The sequence below is a fragment of the Kitasatospora sp. NPDC094015 genome (assembly GCF_040304075.1).
Lineage (GTDB): Bacteria > Actinomycetota > Actinomycetes > Streptomycetales > Streptomycetaceae > Kitasatospora.
Genome location: NZ_JBEOUL010000026.1, coordinates 50,967 through 72,932, shown reverse-complemented (window position 1 = coordinate 72,932; position 21,966 = coordinate 50,967). Strand labels below are relative to the sequence as shown.

At 72.9% G+C, this 21,966-nt stretch carries 16 protein-coding genes and 1 pseudogene; 7 read left to right on the top strand and 10 right to left on the bottom strand.

Annotated features, from left to right (window positions below):
- Nucleotides 1-6: 6 nt before the first annotated feature.
- The 7 genes from ABT014_RS26230 to ABT014_RS26200 all read right to left on the bottom strand — a co-directional run bounded on the left by ABT014_RS26230 (nt 7) and on the right by ABT014_RS26200 (nt 9,643).
- Nucleotides 7-1,209, bottom strand: coding sequence for an acyl-CoA dehydrogenase family protein (locus ABT014_RS26230; RefSeq protein WP_350641649.1), 1,203 nt, complete (start codon nt 1,207-1,209; stop codon nt 7-9).
- A gap of 195 nt (nt 1,210-1,404) precedes the next feature.
- The gene (locus tag ABT014_RS26225) at nt 1,405-1,908 is read right to left on the bottom strand and encodes a MaoC family dehydratase (RefSeq protein ID WP_350641648.1); all 504 of its coding nucleotides are present in this window, start codon (nt 1,906-1,908) and stop codon (nt 1,405-1,407) included.
- A gap of 31 nt (nt 1,909-1,939) precedes the next feature.
- Complete coding sequence (locus tag ABT014_RS26220; protein WP_350641647.1) at nt 1,940-2,902, bottom strand: HpcH/HpaI aldolase/citrate lyase family protein; 963 nt, start codon at nt 2,900-2,902, stop codon at nt 1,940-1,942.
- Nucleotides 2,903-2,922: 20 nt separating this feature from the next.
- Nucleotides 2,923-4,962, bottom strand: coding sequence for an ethylmalonyl-CoA mutase (locus ABT014_RS26215; protein WP_350641646.1), 2,040 nt, complete (start codon nt 4,960-4,962; stop codon nt 2,923-2,925).
- Nucleotides 4,962-6,299, bottom strand: a complete 1,338-nt coding sequence (gene ccrA / locus ABT014_RS26210) for a crotonyl-CoA carboxylase/reductase (protein WP_350641645.1) — start codon at nt 6,297-6,299, stop codon at nt 4,962-4,964. The genes ABT014_RS26215 and ccrA overlap by 1 nt, the downstream gene beginning before the upstream one ends.
- A 381-nt stretch (nt 6,300-6,680) precedes the next feature.
- Entirely contained in the window at nt 6,681-7,586 is a 906-nt protein-coding gene (locus tag ABT014_RS26205; protein ID WP_350641644.1) for a TetR family transcriptional regulator, read from the bottom strand.
- Between the two features lie 281 nt (nt 7,587-7,867).
- The gene (locus ABT014_RS26200) at nt 7,868-9,643 is read right to left on the bottom strand and encodes a 3-hydroxyacyl-CoA dehydrogenase family protein (protein WP_350641643.1); all 1,776 of its coding nucleotides are present in this window, start codon (nt 9,641-9,643) and stop codon (nt 7,868-7,870) included.
- Between the two features lie 431 nt (nt 9,644-10,074).
- On the opposite strand from ABT014_RS26200, the pseudogene ABT014_RS26195 reads away from it, so the two are divergent.
- Nucleotides 10,075-10,603 (top strand): annotated as a pseudogene (locus ABT014_RS26195) (Uma2 family endonuclease).
- Between the two features lie 58 nt (nt 10,604-10,661).
- Here the strand turns inward: ABT014_RS26195 and ABT014_RS26190 are convergent.
- Nucleotides 10,662-12,158 (bottom strand): MFS transporter, encoded by a 1,497-nt coding sequence (locus ABT014_RS26190; protein WP_350641642.1) that lies wholly within the window; start codon nt 12,156-12,158, stop codon nt 10,662-10,664.
- A gap of 114 nt (nt 12,159-12,272) precedes the next feature.
- On the bottom strand, nt 12,273-12,911 hold the full coding sequence (locus ABT014_RS26185) for a TetR/AcrR family transcriptional regulator (protein WP_350641641.1): 639 nt from the start codon (nt 12,909-12,911) through the stop codon (nt 12,273-12,275).
- Nucleotides 12,912-13,124: 213 nt separating this feature from the next.
- Here ABT014_RS26185 and ABT014_RS26180 point away from each other — a divergent pair, with 213 nt between their 5' ends.
- The 3 genes from ABT014_RS26180 to ABT014_RS26170 all read left to right on the top strand — a co-directional run bounded on the left by ABT014_RS26180 (nt 13,125) and on the right by ABT014_RS26170 (nt 17,224).
- Nucleotides 13,125-14,441: a type I glutamate--ammonia ligase gene (locus tag ABT014_RS26180; protein ID WP_350641640.1), complete on the top strand. Its 1,317-nt coding sequence runs from the start codon at nt 13,125-13,127 to the stop codon at nt 14,439-14,441.
- A 4-nt stretch (nt 14,442-14,445) separates the two neighbouring features.
- Complete coding sequence (locus tag ABT014_RS26175; protein WP_350641639.1) at nt 14,446-15,585, top strand: amidohydrolase family protein; 1,140 nt, start codon at nt 14,446-14,448, stop codon at nt 15,583-15,585.
- A gap of 157 nt (nt 15,586-15,742) precedes the next feature.
- Complete coding sequence (locus tag ABT014_RS26170) at nt 15,743-17,224, top strand: S8 family peptidase (protein WP_350641638.1); 1,482 nt, start codon at nt 15,743-15,745, stop codon at nt 17,222-17,224.
- Between the two features lie 95 nt (nt 17,225-17,319).
- Here ABT014_RS26170 and ABT014_RS26165 read toward each other — a convergent pair whose 3' ends face one another.
- Nucleotides 17,320-18,213 (bottom strand): HipA family kinase, encoded by an 894-nt coding sequence (locus tag ABT014_RS26165; RefSeq protein ID WP_350641637.1) that lies wholly within the window; start codon nt 18,211-18,213, stop codon nt 17,320-17,322.
- Nucleotides 18,214-18,351: 138 nt separating this feature from the next.
- Here ABT014_RS26165 and ABT014_RS26160 point away from each other — a divergent pair, with 138 nt between their 5' ends.
- The 3 genes from ABT014_RS26160 (at nt 18,352) to ABT014_RS26150 (ending at nt 21,966) form a co-directional block, all read left to right on the top strand.
- Nucleotides 18,352-18,792: an SRPBCC family protein gene (locus ABT014_RS26160; protein WP_350641636.1), complete on the top strand. Its 441-nt coding sequence runs from the start codon at nt 18,352-18,354 to the stop codon at nt 18,790-18,792.
- Between the two features lie 155 nt (nt 18,793-18,947).
- Nucleotides 18,948-20,111, top strand: a complete 1,164-nt coding sequence (locus tag ABT014_RS26155) for a glycosyltransferase (RefSeq protein ID WP_350641635.1) — start codon at nt 18,948-18,950, stop codon at nt 20,109-20,111.
- A gap of 352 nt (nt 20,112-20,463) precedes the next feature.
- Complete coding sequence (locus tag ABT014_RS26150) at nt 20,464-21,966, top strand: sugar transferase (protein WP_350641634.1); 1,503 nt, start codon at nt 20,464-20,466, stop codon at nt 21,964-21,966.

Below are 21,966 nucleotides of genomic sequence, written 5' to 3'. Positions count from 1 at the left end.
GGAAGGTCAGTCGGCGAGTCGGTACTCCTCGAGCAGGCGGCGACCCACGATCATCTTCTGGATCTCCGCCGTACCTTCACCGATCAGCAGCATCGGTGCCTCGCGGTAGAGCCGCTCGATCTCGTACTCCTTGGAGAAGCCGTAGCCGCCGTGGATCCGGAAGGAGTCCTCGACGACCTCCTTGCAGTACTCCGAGGCGAGGTACTTGGCCATGCCGGCCTCCAGGTCGTTGCGCTCGCCGCTGTCCTTCTTGCGGGCGGCCATCACCATCATCTGGTGCGCGGCCTCGACCTTGGTGGCCATCTCGGCCAGCTTGAACTGGATCGCCTGGTGCTCGGCGATCTTCTTGCCGAAGGTGGTGCGCTGCTGCGCGTACTGGATGCCCAGCTCGAAGGCGCGCCGGGCGACGCCGCACCCGCGGGCGGCCACGTTGACGCGGCCGACCTCGACGCCGTCCATCATCTGGTAGAAGCCCCGGCCCGGGACGCCGCCGAGGATCCGGTCGGCCGGGATCCGGACGTCCTGGAGCACCAGCTCGGTGGTGTCGACGCCCTTGTAGCCCATCTTCTCGATCTTGCCCGGCACGGTGAGGCCGGGCACGGTCTCGTTCGGCCCGAAGCCCGGGGTCTTCTCGATCAGGAAGGTGGTCATGTTCTTGTACGGGGTCGAACCGCCCTCGTCGGTCTTGCACAGGACCGCGACCAGGGTGGAGGTGCCGCCGTTGGTCAGCCACATCTTCTGGCCGTTGAGGACGTAGAACTCGCCGTCCTTGACGCCCTTGGTGGAGATCGCGGCCACGTCGGAGCCGAGGCCCGGCTCGGACATCGAGAAGGCGCCGCGGATCTCGCCGGCCGCCATCCGGGGCAGGAAGTACTCCTTCTGCTCCTGGGTGCCGTGCGCGTTGATCATGTGCGCCACGATGAAGTGGGTGTTGACGATGCCGGAGACCGACATCCAGCCGCGGGCGATCTCCTCGACCACCAGCGCGTAGGTGAGCAGGGACTCGCCGAGGCCGCCGAACTCCTCCGGGATGGTCAGGCCGAACAGGCCGAGCTGCTTCATCCCCTCGACGATCGCGGCCGGGTACTCGTCCTTGTGCTCCAACTCGGTCGCGACCGGGATGATCTCCTTGTCGACAAAGTCCCGCACGGTGGCGAGGATGTCCCGCTGGATCTCGGTGAGGCCGTCGGTCTGTGCGAGGCGTCCCATCGTGCGGCTCCGTCTCTGGGGGAATGCGCTGAGGGTGGGGGAGGTACTGGCGGTGTTGCGGGTGCTGCCGGTGCTGCGGTTTCGGGTGTTGCCGGGGGCCCGGCCGGCGTGGCTGCGGCAGCCGGGCCCCCGTACCGGAGTGGGCGCGGCCGATGACGGCGGCCTGCCCAGCCGGGGTTCGGGGAAGGCCGGGGCCTAGGAGAGCGGCTCCGGGCGGCCGGGCTGCTCGCCGCCGCGCGCCTTGATGTAGGTCTCGGTGGGCACCATCACCTTGCGGCGGAAGATGCAGACCACCGTGCCGTCCTGCTTGTAGCCCTTGGTCTCGACGTAGACGATGCCGCGGTCGTCCTTGGACTTGGACGGCCACTTGTCGAGCACCACGGTCTCGCCGTAGATGGTGTCGCCGTGGAAGGTCGGCGCGACGTGCCGCAGCGACTCGATCTCCAGGTTGGCGATCGCCTTGCCGGAGACGTCCGGGACGGACATCCCCAGCAGCAGCGAGTAGATGTAGTTGCCCACCACGACGTTCCTGCCGAAGTCCGTCGTCTTCTCCGCATAGTTGGTGTCCATGTGGAGCGGGTGGTGGTTCATGGTCAGCAGGCAGAACAGGTGGTCGTCGTACTCGGTGACCGTCTTGCCGGGCCAGTGCTTGTAGACCGCGCCGACCTCGAACTCCTCGTAGGTGCGTCCGAACTGCATGATTCAGCTTCCTTAACGGGGTAGCGGCGGGTCAGGCCTGCGGGGGCTCGAACTTGGAGGTGCGCTCGAAGCCGGCGGCGCGGCCCTTGCCGGCGATGACCAGGGCCATCTTGCGGCTGGCCTCGTCGATCATCTCGTCGCCGAGCATCGCGGAGCCCTTGGCGCCGCCCGCCTCGGAGGTGCACCAGTCGTAGGCGTCCAGGATCAGCTCGGCGTGGTCGTAGTCCTCCTGGGAGGGCGAGAAGATCTCGTTCGCCGCGGCCACCTGGTCCGGGTGCAGCACCCACTTGCCGTCGAAGCCGAGCGCGGCGGCGCGGCCGGCCACCTCGCGGTAGCCCTCCTGGTTGCGGATCTGCAGGTAGGGGCCGTCGATCGCCTGCAGGTCGTGGGTGCGGGCGGCCATCAGGATGCGCATCAGGATGTAGTGGTAGGCGTCGGCCGGGTAGCCGGGCGGCTGCTGGCCGACCACCAGGGTCTTCATGTTGATCGAGGCCATGAAGTCGGCCGGGCCGAAGATGATGGTCTCCAGCCGGGGCGAGGCGGCGGCGATCTCGTCGACGTTGACCAGGCCCTTGGCGTTCTCGATCTGCGCCTCGATGCCGATCCGGCCGACCTCGAAGCCCATGGTCTTCTCGATCTGGGTGAGCAGCAGGTCGAGCGCCTTGACCTGGGTGGCGTCCTGGACCTTGGGCAGCATGATGCAGTCCAGGTTCGGGCCGGCGCCCTCGACCACGGTGATCACGTCGCGGTACGTCCAGTGCGTGGTCCAGTCGTTGACCCGGACCACGCGGGTCTTCTTGCCCCAGTCGCCGTTGTTGAGGGCGTCGACGATGTTGTGCCGGGCGCTCTCCTTGACCAGCGGGGCGCAGGCGTCCTCGAGGTCGAGGAAGACCTGGTCGGCCGGCAGGCCCTGGGCCTTCTCCAGGAAGCGCGGGTTGCTGCCGGGCACGGCCAGGCAGGAACGGCGGGGCCGGAGGCGGTTGACGGTGGTCATGAGGGGGTGGTCCTTCCCGGTCAGCTGGTCGCCGCGGTGGCGGCGGCCCAGGGCTGAAGCCTGTTGGCCAGCCGGATCTCGTCCACGATCCGGCCGATGATGGTGGTGATGCCGAAGTCCTTCGGGGTGAAGACCGCGGCGACACCGGCGGCCTTGAGAGTCTCGGCGTCCGCAGCCGGGATGATGCCACCCACGATCACGGGCACATCCTCCACCCCGGCGCGCCGCAGCCGGTGCAGCACGTCCGGGACCAGCTCCGGGTGCGCGCCGGAGAGGATGGACAGGCCCACGCAGTGCACGTCCTCGGCGACGGCGGCGGAGACGATCTGCTCGGGCGTCAGGCGGATGCCCTGGTAGACCACCTCGAAGCCGGCGTCCCTGGCCCGGACCGCGATCTGCTCGGCGCCGTTCGAGTGGCCGTCCAGGCCGGGCTTGCCGACCAGCAGCCGGAGCTTGCCGGTGCCCAGCTCGGCCGCGGTGGCGGCGACCGCCTCGCGGACCGCGGCCAGCTCGCCGCCGGGCTCGGCGGCCACGGCCACCGGCGCCCCGCCGACCCCGGTGGGGGCGCGGTACTCGCCGAACACCTCGCGCAGGGCGAAGGCCCACTCGCCGGTGGTGACCCCGGCCCGGGCGCAGGCCAGCGTGGCGGGCATCAGGTTGTCGGTGGTGGCGGCGGTGGACTTGAGCTCGGCCAGCGTGGTCTGCACCGCCGTCTCGTCCCGCCCCTCGCGCCAGGCCCGCAGCGAGTCGAGCACGGACTGCTCGGAGGCCGGGTCGACCACCATGATTGCCGCGTCCAGGTCCGCGGTGAGCGGGTTCTCCTCGGTGGTGTCGAAGCAGTTCACCCCGATGATCTTGTCCTCGCCGGCCTCGATCCGGGCCCGCCGGGCGGCGTGCGAGGCGACCAGGTTGGACTTGAGGTAGCCGGACTCGACGGCCGGGATCACCCCGCCCATCTCCAGCACCTTGGCGATCTCGGCCTCGGCCCCGGCCAGCAGGTCGGCGGTCTTGGCCTCGATCACCTCGGAGCCGTTGAAGATGTCGCCGTACTCCAGCAGGTCGGACTCGTAGGCCAGCACCTGCTGGATCCGCAGCGACCACTGCTGGTCCCAGGGCCGGGGCAGGCCGAGCGCCTCGTTCCACGCCGGCAGCTGGACGGCCCGCGCGCGGGCGTCCTTGGACAGCGTGACCGCCAGCATCTCCAGCACGATCCGTTGGACGTTGTTCTCCGGCTGGGCCTCGGTCAGCCCGAGCGAGTTGACCTGGACCCCGTACCGGAAGCGGCGCTGCTTGGCGTCCTCGATGCCGTACCGCTCGCGGGTGACCTTCTCCCAGAGCCGGCCGAACGCCCGCATCTTGCACATCTCCTCGATGAAGCGGACGCCCGCGTTCACGAAGAAGGAGATCCGGGCGACCACCTCGCCCATCCGCTCGGGCGGCACCTGGCCCGAGTCGCGGACGGCGTCGAGCACGGCGATCGCCGTGCACATCGAGTACGCGATCTCCTGCACCGGGGTGGCCCCGGCCTCCTGCAGGTGGTAGCTGCAGATGTTGATCGGGTTCCACTTGGGGATGTTGCCGACGGTGTAGGCGATCATGTCGGTGATCAGCCGGACCGAGGGGCCGGGCGGGAAGACGTGCGTCCCGCGCGACAGGTACTCCTTGACGATGTCGTTCTGGGTGGTGCCGGTGAGCCGGGCGATGTCCGCGCCCTGCTCCTCGGCGACCACCTGGTAGAGCGCCAGCATCCACATGGCGGTCGCGTTGATCGTCATGGAGGTGTTGGTCTGCTCGAGCGGGATGCCGTCGAACAGCGTCCGCATGTCGCCGACGTGGCCCACCGGTACGCCGACCCGACCGACCTCGCCGCGGGCGAGGATGTGGTCGGAGTCGTACCCCGTCTGGGTGGGCAGGTCGAAGGCGACCGACAGGCCGGTCTGGCCCTTCGCCAGGTTCCGCCGGTAGAGCGCGTTGGAGTCGCTCGCGGTGGAGTGGCCTGCGTAGGTGCGCATCAGCCAGGGACGGTCCCGCTGGACGCGCTCGCCGGTCTGCTCGGCCATCAGATGTTCCGGAAGCGGTTGATGGCGTCGATGTGCTGGGCCCGGAACTCGTGGTCCCGCACGCCCAGGCCCTCCTCGGGCGCCAGGCACAGCACCCCGACCTTGCCCTGGTGCTTGTTCTGGTGCACGTCGAGCGAGGCCTGGCCGGTCTCCTCCAGCGAGTAGACCTTGGAGACGGTCGGGTGGATCTTGCCCTTGGCGACCAGCCGGTTGGCCTCCCAGGCCTCGCGGTAGTTGGCGAAGTGCGAGCCGACGATCCGCTTCAGCGACATCCACAGGTAGCGGTTGTCGTACTGGTGCATGTAGCCGGAGGTGGAGGCGCAGGTGACGATGGTGCCGCCCTTGCGGGTGACGTAGACCGAGGCGCCGAAGGTCTCGCGGCCCGGGTGCTCGAAGACGATGTCGACGTCCTCGCCGCCGGTCAGCTCGCGGATCCGGGCGCCCAGGCGCTTCCACTCGCGCGGGTCCTGGGTGTTCTCGTCCTTCCAGAACTTGTAGCCCTCGGCGCTGCGGTCGATGATCGCCTCGGCGCCCATGGCCCGGCAGATCTCGGCCTTCTGGTCGTTGGAGACCACGCAGATCGGGGTGGCGCCGCCGGCCAGCGCGTACTGGGTCGCGTACGAGCCGAGGCCGCCGCTGGCGCCCCAGATCAGCACGTTGTCGCCCTGCTTCATGCCGGCGCCGTTGCGGCTGACCAGCTGGCGGTAGGCGGTGGAGTTGACCAGACCGGGGGAGGCGGCCTCCTCCCAGGACAGGTGACGGGGCTTGGGCATCAGCTGGTTGGTCTTCACCAGGGCCAGCTGGGCCAGGCCGCCGAAGTTGGTCTCGAAGCCCCAGATCCGCTGCTCCGGGTCCATCATCGTGTCGTTGTGGCCGTCCGAGGACTCCAGCTCGACCGACAGGCAGTGCGCGACCACCTCGTCGCCGGGCTTCCAGGCGTTGACGCCGGCGCCGGTGCGCAGCACCACGCCCGCGAGGTCCGAGCCGAGCACGTGGTAGGGCAGGTCGTGCCGCTTGGTGAGCGGGGAGAGCCGGCCGTAGCGCTCCAGGAAGCCGAAGGTGGAGACCGGCTCGAAGATCGAGGACCAGACGGTGTTGTAGTTCACGGCACTGGCCATCACGGCGACCAGGGCCTCGCCCGGGCCGAGCTCGGGCAGCGCGACGTCGTCGAGGTGCAGGGACTTGCGTGGGTCCTTGTCGCGGCTGTCGAGGCCGGCGAACATCTGCTCCTCGTCCTTGTGGAGCGTCACGGCGCGGTAGGACTCCGGGAGCTTGAGCGCGGCGAAGTCCGCCGCGGTGCTGTCGGAGCTGAGGATCGCGTCGAGGATTTCCTGCATGGCTGCCTCCGAAGGCGTACCTGTGTTGAGGGCGCACAGGGCGTCTGGGGGAGCCGGGAGCGGACACCGGCTTCGCTGAGGGTCTGTGGGTGGGTCTGCGGTGCGACGGTTGGGTGGGTCGCCGAGGTGGTGCTGGGTGGTGCTCGCCCCCAGCTGTGCGGGGACGCCCGACACGGCGCGCCGAGGTGGGGAGCCGCGGCGCCGCGACCGGTGGGTAACAAAGTAGTGGCACCCTGTGCCACTCGTAAAGACACCGGGTGTCACTAGTTCGAGTGAACCGGATGACAGTTCGACAACGGGCCGCCGGGCACGCCGAAGGCCCGCCCGGAGAACTCCCGGACGGGCCTTCGAATCTGTCTTGACCTGGGTGTTTTTCCTGCGTTAACCAGCCTGGGAGCCGGCAAGTGCCGCCCTGATCGAGTCGACCACCAGGTCGAGCGGGGCGTCCGTACGGGCGACTGTGATGAGCACCTCACCCCCGGGGCTGGCACTGAGTGCGCTCACCGCAGCAGCCTCCATCGGTGACAGCGAGTCACTCGTGGCACCGGGTGCCACAACAGTGCCACGGCGTCTGGCCCCGCTCGGCGGCGTCGGCCAGAACGTCCCGCGGATCACCGCGAACGAGTGGTCCAGCTGGGACTCCACGTCGCCGTGCCCGCCGGCCCGCAGCCAGCGCCGCAGCACGTGGTTGTGGGCCGCGACCACCGCCGCCGCCGATACCTCGGCCAGCATCGAGTCGTCGTCCCCGCCGCGCTGCCAGCTCGGCGGCGTCTCCTCGGCCGCGTCGAAGCGCCCGAGCAGGTAGCGGGTGAACAGCCGCTCGTACCGGGCCACCACCGCGATCTCGCGCTCCCGCAGCGCCGGCACCTGCCGGATCAGCTGGTACCGGGCGACCGAGACCGCCGGGGTGGAGGCGTACATCCGCAGCACCTCCTTGATGCCCCGGCAGACCACGTCCAGCGGGTGCTCCTCGGAGTCGGCGCTCGCCAGCAGGTCGGCCACCCGGACCAGGGTGTCGTCGTGGTCCGGGAAGATCGCCTCCTCCTTCGAGCGGAAGTACCGGAAGAAGGTGCGGCGGGCCACCCCGGCCGCGGCGGCGATCTGGTCGACCGTCGTCTCCTCGTAGCCCTGGGTGGCGAACAGCTCCATGGCCGCCGTCGCCAGGTCCTGGCGCATCTGCTGGCGCTGCGCCGCCGCCCGCCGGCTGCCCGCACCGCCCTCCGCCGCCGGCCGGCCGGCCGGGTGCTCCGAGGGGTTGCGCTCCGAGGATGAATGGTCCCGATCCATGGCCGGAACGCTACACGCCCCGGGCGCGCCCGCCGGCGGCTTCGGCCGCCGCACCGGCGCCGCGGCCGGAACCGGGGTGGCGGGCCGCAGCCACCGGGCGCCCGCCGGCCCGCCGCCCCAGGCCGGACCGGCGGCCCCGGCCGGCCGCCGCGCGGTGCCCGGCAGCACCCCCGGCAGCGTGCCGGGCAGCGCGCCCGGCACCGCCGGGCCGCCGGGGACGCCCGGCCCCCCGCGGCCCGCACCCGCCGGCCCGGCGCCCGGTCGCCCGGGCGCCCGCCCGGTCACCGGCGCGCGTGGTCGCGGAACCCGCGACCACTCTTGCGGCCCAGGCAGCCGGCCGCCACCAGGTGCTCCAGCAGCGGCGCCGCCGCCAGCCCCGGCTCGCGGAACTCCTGGTGCAGCACCTGCTCGATGGTCAGCGACACGTCCAGGCCGACCACGTCCAGCAGCTCGAACGGACCCATCGGGTAGCCGCAGCCGAGCTTCATCGCGGTGTCGATGTCGTCCACGGTCGCGTAGTGCTCCTGCAGCATCCGCACCGCGTCGTTCAGGTACGGGAAGAGCAGCGCGTTCACGATGAAGCCGGCCCGGTCGCCGCACTCCACCGCGTGCTTGCGGGCCTTGCCGCACAGCTCCAGCACGGTCGAGGTGACGTCCTCGGCGGTCAGCACGGTGGAGACCACCTCGACCAGCTTCATGGCCGGCGCCGGGTTGAAGAAGTGCATGCCGATCACGTCCTGCGGCCGCGAGGTCGCGGTCGCGCAGCTGATCACCGGCAGGCTGGAGGTGGTGGTGGCGAGCACCGCGCCCGGCTTGCAGATCTTGTCGAGGGTGGCGAACAGCTCCCGCTTGACCTCCAGGTCCTCCGCCACCGCCTCGACCACCAGGTCGGCCTCGGCCAGGTCGGCGTACTGCCCGGTCGGGGTGGTCAGCGCGAGCGCCGCGTCCCGCTGCTCCGCCGTCAGCCGGCCCTTGGCCACCGACCGCTCCAGCGACTTCGCCAGCTGCGCCTTGGCCCGGTCCGCCTTCTCCTGGCTGCGGGCGGCCAGCAGCACCGGGTACCCGGCCTTCGCCAGCACCTCCGCGATGCCGGTCGCCATCGTGCCGGAGCCGCAGACGCCGACGCTGCGCACCTCGCGGCCGGCCACCCGGCCGGCCAGGCCGGCGGCGGGCCCGGCGACCACCTTGGAGGAGCCGGGGGCCTCGTAGGTGTAGAAGCCGCGGCCCGACTTGCGGCCCAGCAGCCCGGCCGCGGCCAGCTGGCCGAGGATCGGGGCGGGCGCGTGCAGCCGGTCCTTGGACTGCTCGTACATCGCCTCCAGCACGGTGCGGGCGGTGTCGATGCCGATCAGGTCGAGCAGCGCCAGCGGACCCATCGGCAGCCCGCAGCCCAGCCGCATCGCGGCGTCGATGTCCTCGCGGGTGGCGTACCGCGACTCGAACATCGCGGCCGCCTGGTTGAGGTAGGCGAACAGCAACCCGTTGACGATGAACCCGGCCCGGTCGCCGGCGGCCACCGGCTCCTTGTCCAGCTCGCGGGCGAGCGCGGCGACGTCCTCGGCGGCCTGCGGGGAGGTCAGCACGGTGCGGACCACCTCGACCAGCCGCATCGAGTGCACCGGGTTGAAGAAGTGCACGCCGAGCACCCGCTCGGGGCGGGCGGTGGCGGCGGCGATCCGGGTCACCGACAGCGCGGTGGTGCCGGTGGCGAGGACGGTGGCGGGCGGGCAGATCCGGTCCAGGTCGGCGAAGATCCGCCGCTTCAGCTCCAGCTGCTCCGGCACCTCCTCGATCACCAGGTCGGCGCCGGCGGCGGCCTGCAGGTCGTGGCCGACCGAGATCAGGGCGAGCAGGGCGCTGCGGGCCTCGGGGGTGAACCGCTCGCGCTCGACCGCGTGCGCGGTGGCCTCCTCGATCCGGGCCAGCGCGCGGGCGGCGGAGGCCTGGTCGGCCTCGATGCCGATCACCCGGCGGCCGCTGCGGGCCACCGCGACGGCGACACCGGCACCCATGGTGCCGAGGCCGACCACAGCGACGGTGGGGAAGGGACGCTCCATTGTCCGGACTCCTAGTCATGGGCCCGCGCCGCGCTCCCGCGCGGCCGGCCGGCTCGTCGTCGAGCGGGCGGCACAGGGCGCGCGGGAGGAGGGTTCGGCGGCACGGGGGCGGGAGATGACGTGTCGAGGCATGCCGACAGGGACCGGTCCGCTCCGGCCGTGCTGAGGGTGTGCCGTGATGCTCAGGCGCTCTGGAAGAACACTGGAGCGGCGCTGACGTACGCGCCGAAGAGGCCCCGAGGGCCGGGAAGCTGGGCACCAGGGCGGCCGTCGATCACAGGCGGCCGCGGCCCTGCCGGTGCGGCTCCCGAAGCCCGGCAGTGGTGCGTGCGGTCACTGTAGCGGAGTTACCACGGGGTAGGAAGAGGGCAACCCACCCCGAGGACACGCGGGTTGTCGTACTGTGCCCGCGCCGACCGAAGGAGGACACCATGGCAGTCATGACCCTGGACCGGCCCCAGATGGACCGCGAGGCCTTCGAGGCCATCGCGACAGCCGCTGCACGGGAGGACGTGACGCTGGAACTCGTCGACGGCAGGATCGGAGTCAAGCCGGCGCCCGACGGCGATCACGGCGAGATCGTCATGTGGCTGCTCGAGCAGTGCATGCAGCAGCGTCCGGAGCTACGGCTCTACCCCGAGCAGGGTCTCAAGGTGGAGAGCTACCGAACCGGCCGCGCCCGGCCCGACGGCACGCTCGTGACCAAGGGCACCTTCGCCAGCCAGGGCGAGTGGGCCGAACCGGCCGGGGTCCTCATGGTGGTCGAGGTCACCTCGCACGACCCGGATCTCGGTCTACCTGCTGATCGACCGCGACGCCGACACGGTCACCGTGCACAGCGAGCCCGAGGGCGGGCGGTACCGGAGCGTCGTCACCCTCTCGTACGGGCACGAGGTCGTGGTGCCCGGTCCGGTGGCGGTCACGCTCGACACCGAGGCGCTCAAGGAGTACTCCCGCTGAACGCACTGCGGCCCGCCCGGTGGGTACCGGGCGGGCCGCAGGGGGTGTGGACGGAGCGTCAGTGCGCCATGACGGGCACCGCGAGCTCCTCGGAGTCGGCGCCGGTGGCCTGGTGGGCCTCCGGACGACCGGTGTTGATCAGGGTGAAGGCGACGCCGGCCGCCAGCACCAGGATCCCGAAGGACCACCAGATCGCGGTGGAGAAGCTGTGCACCATGCCCTCGAGCTGCTGGATCTTCGGCGACGTCGGGCCGATGTGGTGGGCCTTGGCGTACGCGACACCGGCGCTGTTGGCGATGGTGTTCAGCAGCGCGGTGCCGATCGCGCCGCCGACCTGCTGCGAGGTGTTGACCATCGCGGAGGCGACGCCGGCGTCCTGCGGCTTCACGCCGTGGGTGGCCATGCTCATGGCCGGCATGAACGCGGTACCCATGCCGAGACCCATCAGGATCAGGCCGGGCAGCAGGTTCCAGTAGGAGCTGTCGACCTTGATCTGGGTGAGGATCAGCATGCCGACCGAGGCGACCAGGAAGCCGGGCGCCATCAGGTAGCGCGGGGCCACCCGGGTCATCAGGCGGGCGCCGATCTGGGTCGAGCCGGTGATCATGCCCGCCACCATCGGCAGGAAGGCCAGGCCGGTGACGACCGGGGTGTAGCCGAGCACGACCTGCAGGTAGTAGGTCAGGAAGAGGAACAGACCGAACATGCCGATCACGGCCATGCCCAGCGACAGGTAGACGCCGCCGCGGTTGCGCTCGGTGACCACCCGCAGGGGCAGCAGCGGGGCCTTGACCTTGCTCTCGACCAGCACGAAGGCGACCAGCAGGACGGCCGCGGCGGCGAACAGGCCGAGGGTGGAGCCGGAGGTCCAGCCGTCCGACTCGGCGCGGGTGAAGCCGTAGACCAGCGAGACCAGGCCGGTGGTGACCAGCAGCACGCCGGGGATGTCCAGGCGGTTGCGGTTCTGGCTGCCGACCGGCTCCTTGATCACCAGCACCGCGCCGGCGACCGCGACCAGGGCGAACGGGATGTTGACGTAGAAGGTCCAGCGCCAGTTCAGGTACTCGGTGAGCAGCCCGCCCAGGATCAGGCCGATGGCACCGCCACCACCCGCGATCGCGCCGTAGATGCCGAAGGCCTTGGCCCGCTCCTTGGCGTCGGTGAACATCACCGCGAGCAGCGACAGGGCGGCGGGGGCGAGCAGGGCGCCGAACACGCCCTGCAGGGCGCGGGCGCCGAGCAGCATGGCGGTGTTGGCGGCCATGCCGCCGATCGCCGAGGCGAGCGCGAAGCCGATCAGGCCGACCGTGAAGGTCCGCTTGCGGCCCCACAGGTCGGCGATCCGGCCGCCGAACAGCAGCAGGCCGCCGAAGGCCAGCGCGTAGGCGGTGATCACCCACTGGCGGTTGGCGTCGGAGATGCCGAGGTCGGCCTGGGCGGAGGGGAGCGCGATGTTCACGACGGTGGCGTCGAGGACGACCATCAGCTGGGCGAGGCCGATGAAGATGAGCGCCTTCCACCGCCGCGGATCGGGCTGCAGGGCTGATTCAGACATGGGGATACCCACTTGTGTACGAGGGCGGAACGGCAGGGCAGGAGTACCGAGGCGTGCCGGGGACGGGACGTGCGGGACGAATGGCGAAAGACGAAGACGAGGGGACGGAGCTGGTCAGGCGCGCGGCTTCAGGTCGTCCAGGGAGACGGGGTGGCCGGGCAGGGTGGATCGGGCCGGTGCCTGCACGCCGTCCAGGAACAGCTGCAGGTGGCGGTGGACGAACTGGTCGAGCTCCAGGCAGTGGGTGCCGGGCAGCGGGCGGGTCAGCTGGGTGATGGCGACGACGAAGTCGCCCACTCCCACGTCCTCGCGCAACTGCCCGCTGAGGTGCGCCCGGGTGATCACCTCGGTGGTGGTCTCCTGCAGGCGTGCCTTGGCCTCGTGCAGTTCGGGGTCGTGCATGTCGACGTGGTCGGAGAGCAGCGGGCACAGGGCGCCCATCCGCTCGTCCGCCGCAGCGTGGGTGAACCGGGTGAGCGCCGCGAAGGCGTCCGGCTCCTCGGCCATCGCGCGCTCGGCGTGCTCGACCACGAGGTCCAGCACCGACAGCGTGACATGGTGGATCAACTCGCGGCGGTCCGCGAAGTTGCGGTAGAGCGTCGCGTTGCCGACCCCTGCGCGCCGCGCGATCTCGTCGAGCGGCACGTCGGCACCGTGCTCGACGAAGGCCTCGCGGGCCGCGTCGATGATCCGGGCGCGGTTGCGACTGGCGTCCGCCCGCAGCCGGGGAGCCCGTGGCGTGGAAGTGGTCATCGGATGCTCCCTTCGGTCGGTGGCGGAGGTTTCCGGGGAACAACTCCCCGCTTCCGTTGACACTAGCCTAAACGGGGAGAGAGTCCCCGGAAATTTCGCGGGCCCGTGTGAGCTGCGCCACAAGGGGTTTGAGGCGTCCGTGCGCTCCGCCGGGCGGGTGAACGTCGCCCCGGACGCTCGGTGTACGAGCCGTCCTTTCGGGAGCATGGCCGGGTGACCACGAAGCTGCCCCCCGCCGAGCGCGCCGCCCTGGCCCGCGCCGCCGTCGACCGGCTGGGCCCGGAGGTCGACGGGGTGATCCTCGGCTGGGTGGACAACGCGGGCGTCCAGCGGGTGAAGGCCGTCCCGGTCGATCGGCTGGCGCACGCCGCCGAGTGGGGCGTCGGCGCCGCCCCCTGCTTCGACGCCTTCCTGGTGGACGACGCGATGGCCCCGGGCACCGGCCCGGTCGGCGATCTGCGGCTCGTCCCGGACGTCTCCGCCCTCACCGCCCTGGCCGCCCAGCCGGGCTGGGCCTTCGCCCCGGCCGACCGGTACGGCCAGGACGGCGTGCCGCACCCCGGCTGCCAACGGCTGTTCGCCGGCCGGATGGCCGCCGAGGCGGCCCGGCGCGGCCTGGAGGTGCGGGCCGGGATCGAGGTCGAGTGGATGCTGCTGGACGGCGCGGGCGCCGGGCCCGCGTACGGCATGCGGCGGCTGATCGGCCTCTCCGACTACCTGCGCGAGCTGCTGCGGGCGTTGCGCGCGCAGGGGATGGCGGTGCTCCAGATCCACCCGGAGTACGCGGTCGGCCAGTTCGAGCTGTCGCTCGCCCCCGGTGGCCCCGTCGAGGCGGCCGACACCGCGCTGCTGGTCCGGCACACGGTGCAGGCGGTCTCGGTGCGGCACGGGCTGGACGCCTCGTTCGCCCCGGCGGTCACCGCCGGCGGGGTGGGCAACGGCGGGCACCTCCACCTCAGCCTCTGGCGCGCCGGGCACAACCTCGGCGCCGGCGGCCCCGGGCGGTACGGGCTGACCGCCGAGGGCGAGGCCTTCCTCGCCGGTGTCCTCGCCGAACTGCCGGCGCTGCTCGCGCTCGGCGCCCCGAGCGTCGCCAGCTACCTGCGCCTGGTGCCCGGGCGCTGGTCCGGGCCGTACCGCTGCTGGGGCCGGGAGAACCGCGAGGCGGCGCTGCGGCTGATCCCCGGCTCCGCGCCCGAGCAGGCCAACGCCGAGGTGAAGTGCTTCGACGCCGCCGCCAACCCCTACCTGGCGATCGGCGGCGTGCTGGCGGCGGGCTTCGCCGGGATCGACCGCGGCCTGCGGCTGCCGCCCGAGGTCTGCGGCGATCCGGTCGACTCCGGGTACGCGGAGCGGCTGCCGGCCGAACTCCCGGTCGCCACCGCCGCGTTCAAGGGCTCGGACGTGCTGCGCGAGGCGCTCGGCGCCGAGCTGCACTCGGCGGTGCTGGCGGTCCGCACGGCCGAGGCGGAGCGCTTCGCGGGCCGCGATCCGGACGAGGTGATCGCGGCGACCAGGCTGCGCTGGTGAGCCGGTGCTGATCGACCAGCACTGCCACAGCGTGCTCGCCCCGGGCCCGCAGGAGCCGAGCGACGAGAGCTTCGGCGCCCTGCTCACCGAGTCCGACCGCCCGCCCGCGCCCGGCGCCTCCCGGTTCGCCGGTGCGATCGGCCTCGCGGTGCGCCGCTGGTGCCCGCCCGCTCTCGGGCTCCCGGCGTTCGCCTCCCCCGTCGACTACCTGGCCCGGCGGCGCGAACTCGGCACCGCGGAGGCGACCGGGCTGCTGCTGGCCGCCGCCGGGCTGACCGCCTGCCTGGTGGACACCGGCCTGGTCGAGGCGGGCGGCCGGCCGCTGCTCCCGCTGCCCGCGCTGGCCCGGGCCGCGGGCGCCGAGGTGCACGAGGTGGTGCGGCTGGAGACGGTCGCGGAGCCGGTCCGGGCGGAGCCGGCCCGCTGGCCGCAGGCGGTGGCCGAGGCGCTCGCGGCGGCCTGCGCCGGCGCCGTCGCGGTCAAGTCGGTGCTCGCCTACCGGCACGGCCTGGACATCCCGCCCGGGCGGCCCACCCGCGCCGAGGTGGTCCGCGCGGCCGAGGGGTGGCTGAGCGGCCCGCGCGAGCGGCTCACCGATCCCGTCCTGCTGCGCCACCTGCTCTGGCAGGCGGTCGACCTGGGCCTGCCGATCCAGCTGCACACCGGTTTCGGCGATCCGGACCTGCGGCTGCACCGGGCGGATCCGGCGCTGCTGGACGGCTTCGTCCGCGCGGTCGAGCCCACCGGCGTCCCGCTGGTGCTGCTGCACTGCTACCCGTACCACCGGCAGGCCGCCTGGCTGGCGCACTGCTACCCGCAGGTGTACGTGGACGTGGGCCTCACCCTTTCCCACGCTGGCCCCCGGGCCGCCCAGGTGCTCGGCGAGGTGCTCGAACTGGCGCCGTTCGGGCAGGTGTTGTTCTCCACCGACGCCTACGGGCTGCCGGAGCTCTTCCTCACCGGCGCCGCCCAGTACCGGCACGCGCTGGCCACCCTGCTGGACGGCTGGCGGCAGGACGGCGCCTGCACGGCGGCGGACGCGGCCGGGATCGAGCGGCAGCTGTCCTGGGCCAACGCCCGCCGGCTGTACCGGCTGCCCGGCGCCGCCCCCGCCGACACCTCAGCTGTCAGCCAACTTCACTGACGTCATATCAGCTGGTCAGCCGGGCAAGGCCGTTCGGCCGCCCGATCACTGCGGTCGGGCCCCTTGCGGAAGCGATCGGGGGGTCACTAGCGTCCCACCCACTTGCGTGCCCCTGCCATCCGTGGGGGCACTTCGAGACTCGGGAGGGTCATCCCCTATGAGAGTTCCTCGGATACGTCGGGTCCGGCTGGCGGCGACAGGCCTCGCGCTCGCCACCGCCGCCTCGATCGCGCTGCCGGCGGGCACCGCCGCGGCAGCCGGATCGGACGCTCCGGCGCCCGGGCCGCTGCTCAGCTATGTGGTGAACACCCAGGCCGACCACGGCCAGGTGAAGAAGGCCGAGCGGGAGGTGACCAAGGCCGGTGGCACGGTGGTCACCTCGTACGACCAGATCGGCGTGGTGATCGCCCGCTCCACCGACACCGCCTTCGCGACCAAGCTCCGCAAGGTCCGCGGCATCGACTCGGTCGGCGCCAGCCGGACGGCCGGCATCGTGGCCGCCGACGTCGAGTCCACCGTCGAGCGGGTCGCCCCCGGCGCCACCCCGGCCGACGGGTCCGAGCCGCTCTGGGCCGACCAGTGGGACATGCGGCAGATCGGTGTCGACCAGGCGCACAAGACCACCCTCGGCAGCCGCCGGGTGGTCGTCGGCGTGCTGGACTCCGGCATCGACGCCACCCACGAGGACCTCCAGGCCAACGTGGACCCGGCGCTCTCCGCCTCCTGCCTCGGCGGCAAGCCGGACACCTCGTTCGCCTCCTGGCAGCCGACCACCAGCGACCACGGCACCCACGTGGCCGGCACCATCGCCGCCGCCAAGAACGGCAAGGGCGTCGAGGGCATCGCCCCCGGCGTGCGGCTGGCGGCGGTCAAGGTGGTGGACGACGCGGGCTTCATCTACCCCGAGTACGCGATCTGCGGCTTCGTCTGGGCCGGCCAGCACCACTTCACGGTGACCAACAACAGCTACTACATCGACCCGTGGCTGTTCAACTGCAAGAACGACCCCGACCAGGCCGCGGTGACCACCGCGGTCAAGCGGGCGGTGGCCTTCTCGCAGCGCAACGGCGTGCTGAACGTGGCCGCGGCCGGCAACGACAACATCGACCTGGCCCACAAGACCACCGATGCGACCAGCCCGGACGACACCACCCCGGCGCCGCGCCCGATCGACGCCGGCTGCCTCTCGCTGCCGACCGAACTGCCGGGCGTCGTGGTGACCAGCTCGGTCGGGGTGAAGGGCGACAAGTCCTTCTACTCCAGCTACGGCAACGGCAAGGTGACCGTCGCGGCCCCCGGCGGCGACTCGCGCTACCAGCTGCCGGACACCCCCGACAAGAACGGCCGGGTGCTCTCCACCGTCCGCGGCGGCTACGCCTACATGCAGGGCACCTCGATGGCCTCCCCGCACACCGTCGGCGTGGTCGCGCTGCTCGCCTCGACCCACCCGTGGGCCGGCCCGGACGAGCTGCGCGCGATGCTGACCCACCAGGCCGACGCGCACGCCTGCCCGGCCGTCTTCGACCCGAGCGGCGACGGCGCCTTCGCCGGTGTCTGCGAGGGCAGCACCGCGCACAACGGCTTCTACGGCGCCGGCATCGTCAACGCCGCCAAGGCCGCCCAGTGGTGGCGCTGGTAGTCCTACGGCGAGTTCCGTGCCCCGCCCCGGCGCCCGCCGGGGCGGGGCACGGCTGTTGCGGGCAACGGCCGCTCCGAGCGAGGCAGTTGGCTGGGTCAGCCGATGTGGCGGCGCCAGTCGGACTCGACCTGCGCCTGCCCGTGCCGGTTGGGCACCTGCTTCAGCCAGGCCGGCCGGGCCGCCACCATGGCGGCCTCCCGGGCCGCCTCGGCCGCCCGCTGCTCCTCCGCGGTGGCGAAGCAGGTCGGCAGCCAGGCCGCCGAGGAGGCGGCCCGCGCCGCCAGCTGGCCCACGTACGCCTCGCGCAGCGCCGCGACCGAGTCGAAGCCGGGCTCCTCGGCCAGCCACTGCTCCGGCACCAGGTCGACCACCTCGCGCAGCAGCGCCTCGGTGACCAGCGGCGCCAGCGCGGCGTCGGCGGCCCGCAGGTCGGGGTGGTAGCCGCCGAGCGCGTGCGCGGCCATCGGGTAGGACTTGAGCAGCGCGGCGGCGGCGCCGGACCAGCGGTGGTGGAAGACCAGCCCGGAGCCGTTGTCGATCAGCCACAGCCGGTCGTGCCAGACCATCAGGTTGGGGTTGGCGGTGGTCCGGTCGACGTTGCCGGTCAGCGCGTCCAGCCAGACCACCCGGCCGGCCTCCGCCGGGTCGACCTCCAGCAGGCCCGGCCGGAAGTCGCGGGCGCCGGGCAGCAGGTCCATCCCCAGGTTCAGGCCGGCACTGGCCCGCAGGATGTCCTGGATCTCCGGGTCGGGCTCGTCGGCCGCCACCGCCGGGTCGAAGTCCACCAGGACCAGCGGGGGCACCCGCAGCCCGAGCCGGCGGCCCAGCTCGCCGACGATCACCTCGGCCACCAGCGCCTTGCGGCCCTGCCCGGCGCCGGTGAACTTCACGACGTAGGTGCCCAGGTCGTCGGTCTCGACCACCCCCGGCACCGATCCACCCGCGCGCAGCGGGTCGACATAGCGGATTGCGGTCACCTGATCGAGCACACCGGCCAGCCTAACCCGGCCGCTTCCGGTGGCACGCCCGGATTTCCGGGCCCGGTTTGGGTGCCGGCCGAGCGCGGTGGTTGGCTTGCCCCGAGAGTCCGGGTAGCAGCATCCGGCACGCAGAAGGAGAGCAGCCACATGGGCAAGGTGCAGGCCACCACCGAGCGCGAGTACCAGGCCACCCCCGAGCGGGTGTACGAGGCGCTGGCCGACTACACCACCGTCCGGCCGCGACTGCTGCCCGCGCAGTACAGCGAGTACGAGGTGAAGGCGGGCGGCACCGGCGCCGGCACCCAGGTGCACTGGCGGCTCCAGGCCACCGAGAAGCGGGTCCGCGACTGCCTGTTCACGGTGTCCGCGCCGGGTGAGCGGCAGCTGGTGGAGACCGACGCCAACTCCAGCATGGTGATCACCTGGACGGTGGCCCCGGCCGGGGCGGGCGGCTCCCGGGTGACGGTGGAGGCGAGCTGGCAGGGCGCCACCGGCATCGGCGGCTTCTTCGAGCGGACCTTCGCCCCCAAGGGCCTCAACCGGATCCACGACGCGGTGCTCGCCAAGCTGGCCGACGAACTGGCCTGACCGGTCGGGCCCCGGCGCGGGCCCGACCGGTCAGGCGTGCGCGAGCGGGGAACACCCGTACGGCCCGGCGCGCCGTACGGGTGGCAGCGTCCCCCGGGCGGGTGAATCGACCCCCGCCTGCGGCGGTGCCCCGACCTAGGCTCGCCGCCGTGCGCATGACGATCCTTCACATCTCCCAGCCCGTGGACGGCGGCGTCGCCCGGGTGGTGGCCGACCTGGTCCGGGGCCAGCGCGAGGCGGGCTGCCGGGTGCTGGTCGCCTGCCCGCCGGGCGGGCGGCTGGCCGCCGACGCGGCGGCCGCGGGCGCGCTGGTGCTGGAGTGGCCGGCGGAGCGCTCGCCCGGCCCGGGGACGCCGGGGGAGGTGCGCCGGCTGCGCCGGATCATCAGGCGGGCCGCCCCGGACGTGCTGCACCTGCACAGCGCCAAGGCCGGGCTGGCCGGCCGGCTGGCCGCCCGGGGGGCGCTGCCCACCGTCTTCCAGCCGCACGCCTGGTCCTTCGCCGCGGTCGGCGGTCCGATGGCCGCCGCCACCGTGCGCTGGGAGCGCTTCGCCACCCGCTGGACCAGGGCGCTGCTCTGCGTCAGCGAGCAGGAGCGGGTGGACGGGGTGGCGGCCGGTCTGGAGGCCGACTGGCGGGTGGTGCCGAACGGGGTCGACCTGCGGCACCACGCGGTGGCCGACCGGGCGGCCCGCCGGGCGGCCCGGATGCAGCTGGGCCTGGACCTGGAGGCGCCGCTGGCGGTCTGCGTCGGCCGGCTCTGCCGGCAGAAGGGCCAGGACGTGCTGCTCGCGGCCTGGCCCGAGGTGCTGGCCCGGGTGCCGGCCGCCCGGCTGGCGCTGGTCGGCGGCGGCCCCGACGCGGGTGTGCTCGCCGGCCGGGTGCGCGGGCTGGCCGATCCGTCCCGGGTCCGGCTGGCCGGGGACGTGCCGGACCCGCGGCCCTGGCTGGCGGCGGCCGACCTGGTGGTGCTGCCCTCGCGCTGGGAGGGGATGGCGCTGGCGCCGCTGGAGGCGATGGCGACCGGGCGCCCGGTGCTGCTCACCGACGTGCCCGGCGCCCGGGAGTGCCTGCCGCCCGGGCAGGCGGCGGCCGGGCTGGTGCCGCCGGAGGACCCGGTTGCGCTGGCGGCGCTGCTGGCGCGGGCGCTGGCCGATCCGATCGAGTGCGAACGCCGGGGGCAGCTCGCCCGGGTGCATCTGGCGGCCCGTCACGACATCCGCGAGGTGGTGCGGCAGGTGGCCGGCGTCTACGGCTCGGTGCTGCCCGCGGGCGCGGTGCCCGCCGCCCGGCCGCCCCGTGTCCCTGGGCGGTCCTGATCGTTTCTCAGACCGTGAATGCCTGCCGCGAAGGTGCTGCCGTATTCGCCGCTGAACAGCAGTGCTTGCGGATTCAAATCCGAAAGTCTGATTAATGGGCGGGTGGAATGAACTGGCACGTCAACTTCCTGCAATCCAGGCGGCGTTCGGTACTGTCTGATTTTGCCTGCTTCGTCCCAATTTTCCGACGGTCACATTCACCAGAGGTCGATCAGAGAAATGGCCGATAGCCGCTTACGGCAGCAGGTGCCCACCTGGACCGCGTCCACCGGGCCGGGTTCGCCGCGCCGATGCGACCCCGGATCCGGCTGTCCCGCCACGGCGGGTACACAGCAGGGGAGTTCGTGCGCTGATGACCATTGACCACGAGAGTGTGCCACGGCCGGGCAGATCGCTGTCGGCGCCACGTCGACCCGCCACCGAGCTGCTGGAACGGCCGTCCGCGCCCCGGACCAGGGCAGCGCCGAGCCTCGGCCGGCACCGCCGCCCGTTCCGCTCCCGGATGGTCCTGCCGCTGGCCCTCGCCGGCACCGACGCTCTCGCGGTCCTCGGCGCCCAGGGCGGCGTCGCGGCCCTCGCCCCGGGGCTGGACCCGCTGGCCGGCACCGCCGCCCTGCTGCCGCTGCTGCTCCCGCTCAACCTCGCCGGCGGCCTCTACCGCAACCGGCTCAGCCTCTCCGTCCTGGACGAACTCCCGGCCCTCGCCGCCCGGACCGTCGTGGCCACCGCCTTCGCCGTCACCCTCACCTCCTGCCTGGACGGCCGCTGGCCGGCCGGCGGCCCCGCCACCCCGCTGCGGCTGGCCGCCCTGGTGGCCGCCGTCCTGCTGCTGGTGGCCCTCGGCCGCGCCGTCGCCCACCACCTGCTGCGCCAGGCCCGCCGGCGCCGCCCCAGCCCGGTGCTGGTGCTCGGCGCCGGCCGGCTCGGCCAGCGGATCGCCGCCGCCCTCACCGAACGCCGCGAGTACGGGCTGCGCCCGGTCGGCTTCCTCGACCCCGACCCGGTCCTGCTGGCCGAGGGCTCCCGGCTCCCGGTGCTCGGCGGTCGCGAGGTGCTGGAGCGCGAGGTCCGCCGGCACCGGATCCACCACGTGGTCGCCACCGAGGGCGCCGCCGACGAGGCCGAGACCGCCGCCGCCCTGCGCGACGCCGCCCGGCTCGGCTGCCAGGTCTGGCTGGTGCCCGCGCTGCGCGAGTACGGCTCGCTCACCCGTTTCCCCGCCGACCACCTCTACGGCTTCCCCTGCCTGCCGCTGGCCCGCCCGGCCATGCGGCGCGGCGGCTGGCCGGCCAAGCGCACGCTGGACATCCTCGCGGCGGGCCTTGGCATGCTGGTGCTCGCCCCGGTGCTGGCCGCCTGCGCGCTCGCCGTCCGCTGCGACACCGGCCCCGGCGTGCTCTTCCGCCAGCAGCGCACCGGCCTGGACGGCAAGGTCTTCACCGTCCTCAAGTTCCGCACCCTGCGCCCCAGCAACGAGCACGAGTCGGCGACCCGCTGGAACATCTCGCAGGACCACCGGATGGGCGCGGTCGGCCGGCTGCTGCGCCGCAGCTCGTTGGACGAGCTCCCGCAGCTGTGGAACGTGCTCCGCGGCGACATGAGCCTGGTCGGCCCCCGGCCCGAGCGCCCCTACTTCGTGATGCGCTTCGGCCAGGCCTACCCGGAGTACGCCGACCGCCACCGGGTCCCGGTCGGGCTGACCGGCCTGGCCCAGGTCAACGGCCTGCGCGGGGACACCTCGATCGAGGACCGGGCCCGCTTCGACAACCGCTACATCGAGGGCTGGAGCCTGTGGCAGGACACCAAGATCCTGCTGCGCACCGCCGCGCTGATGCTCCACCCGGACGGGAGCTGA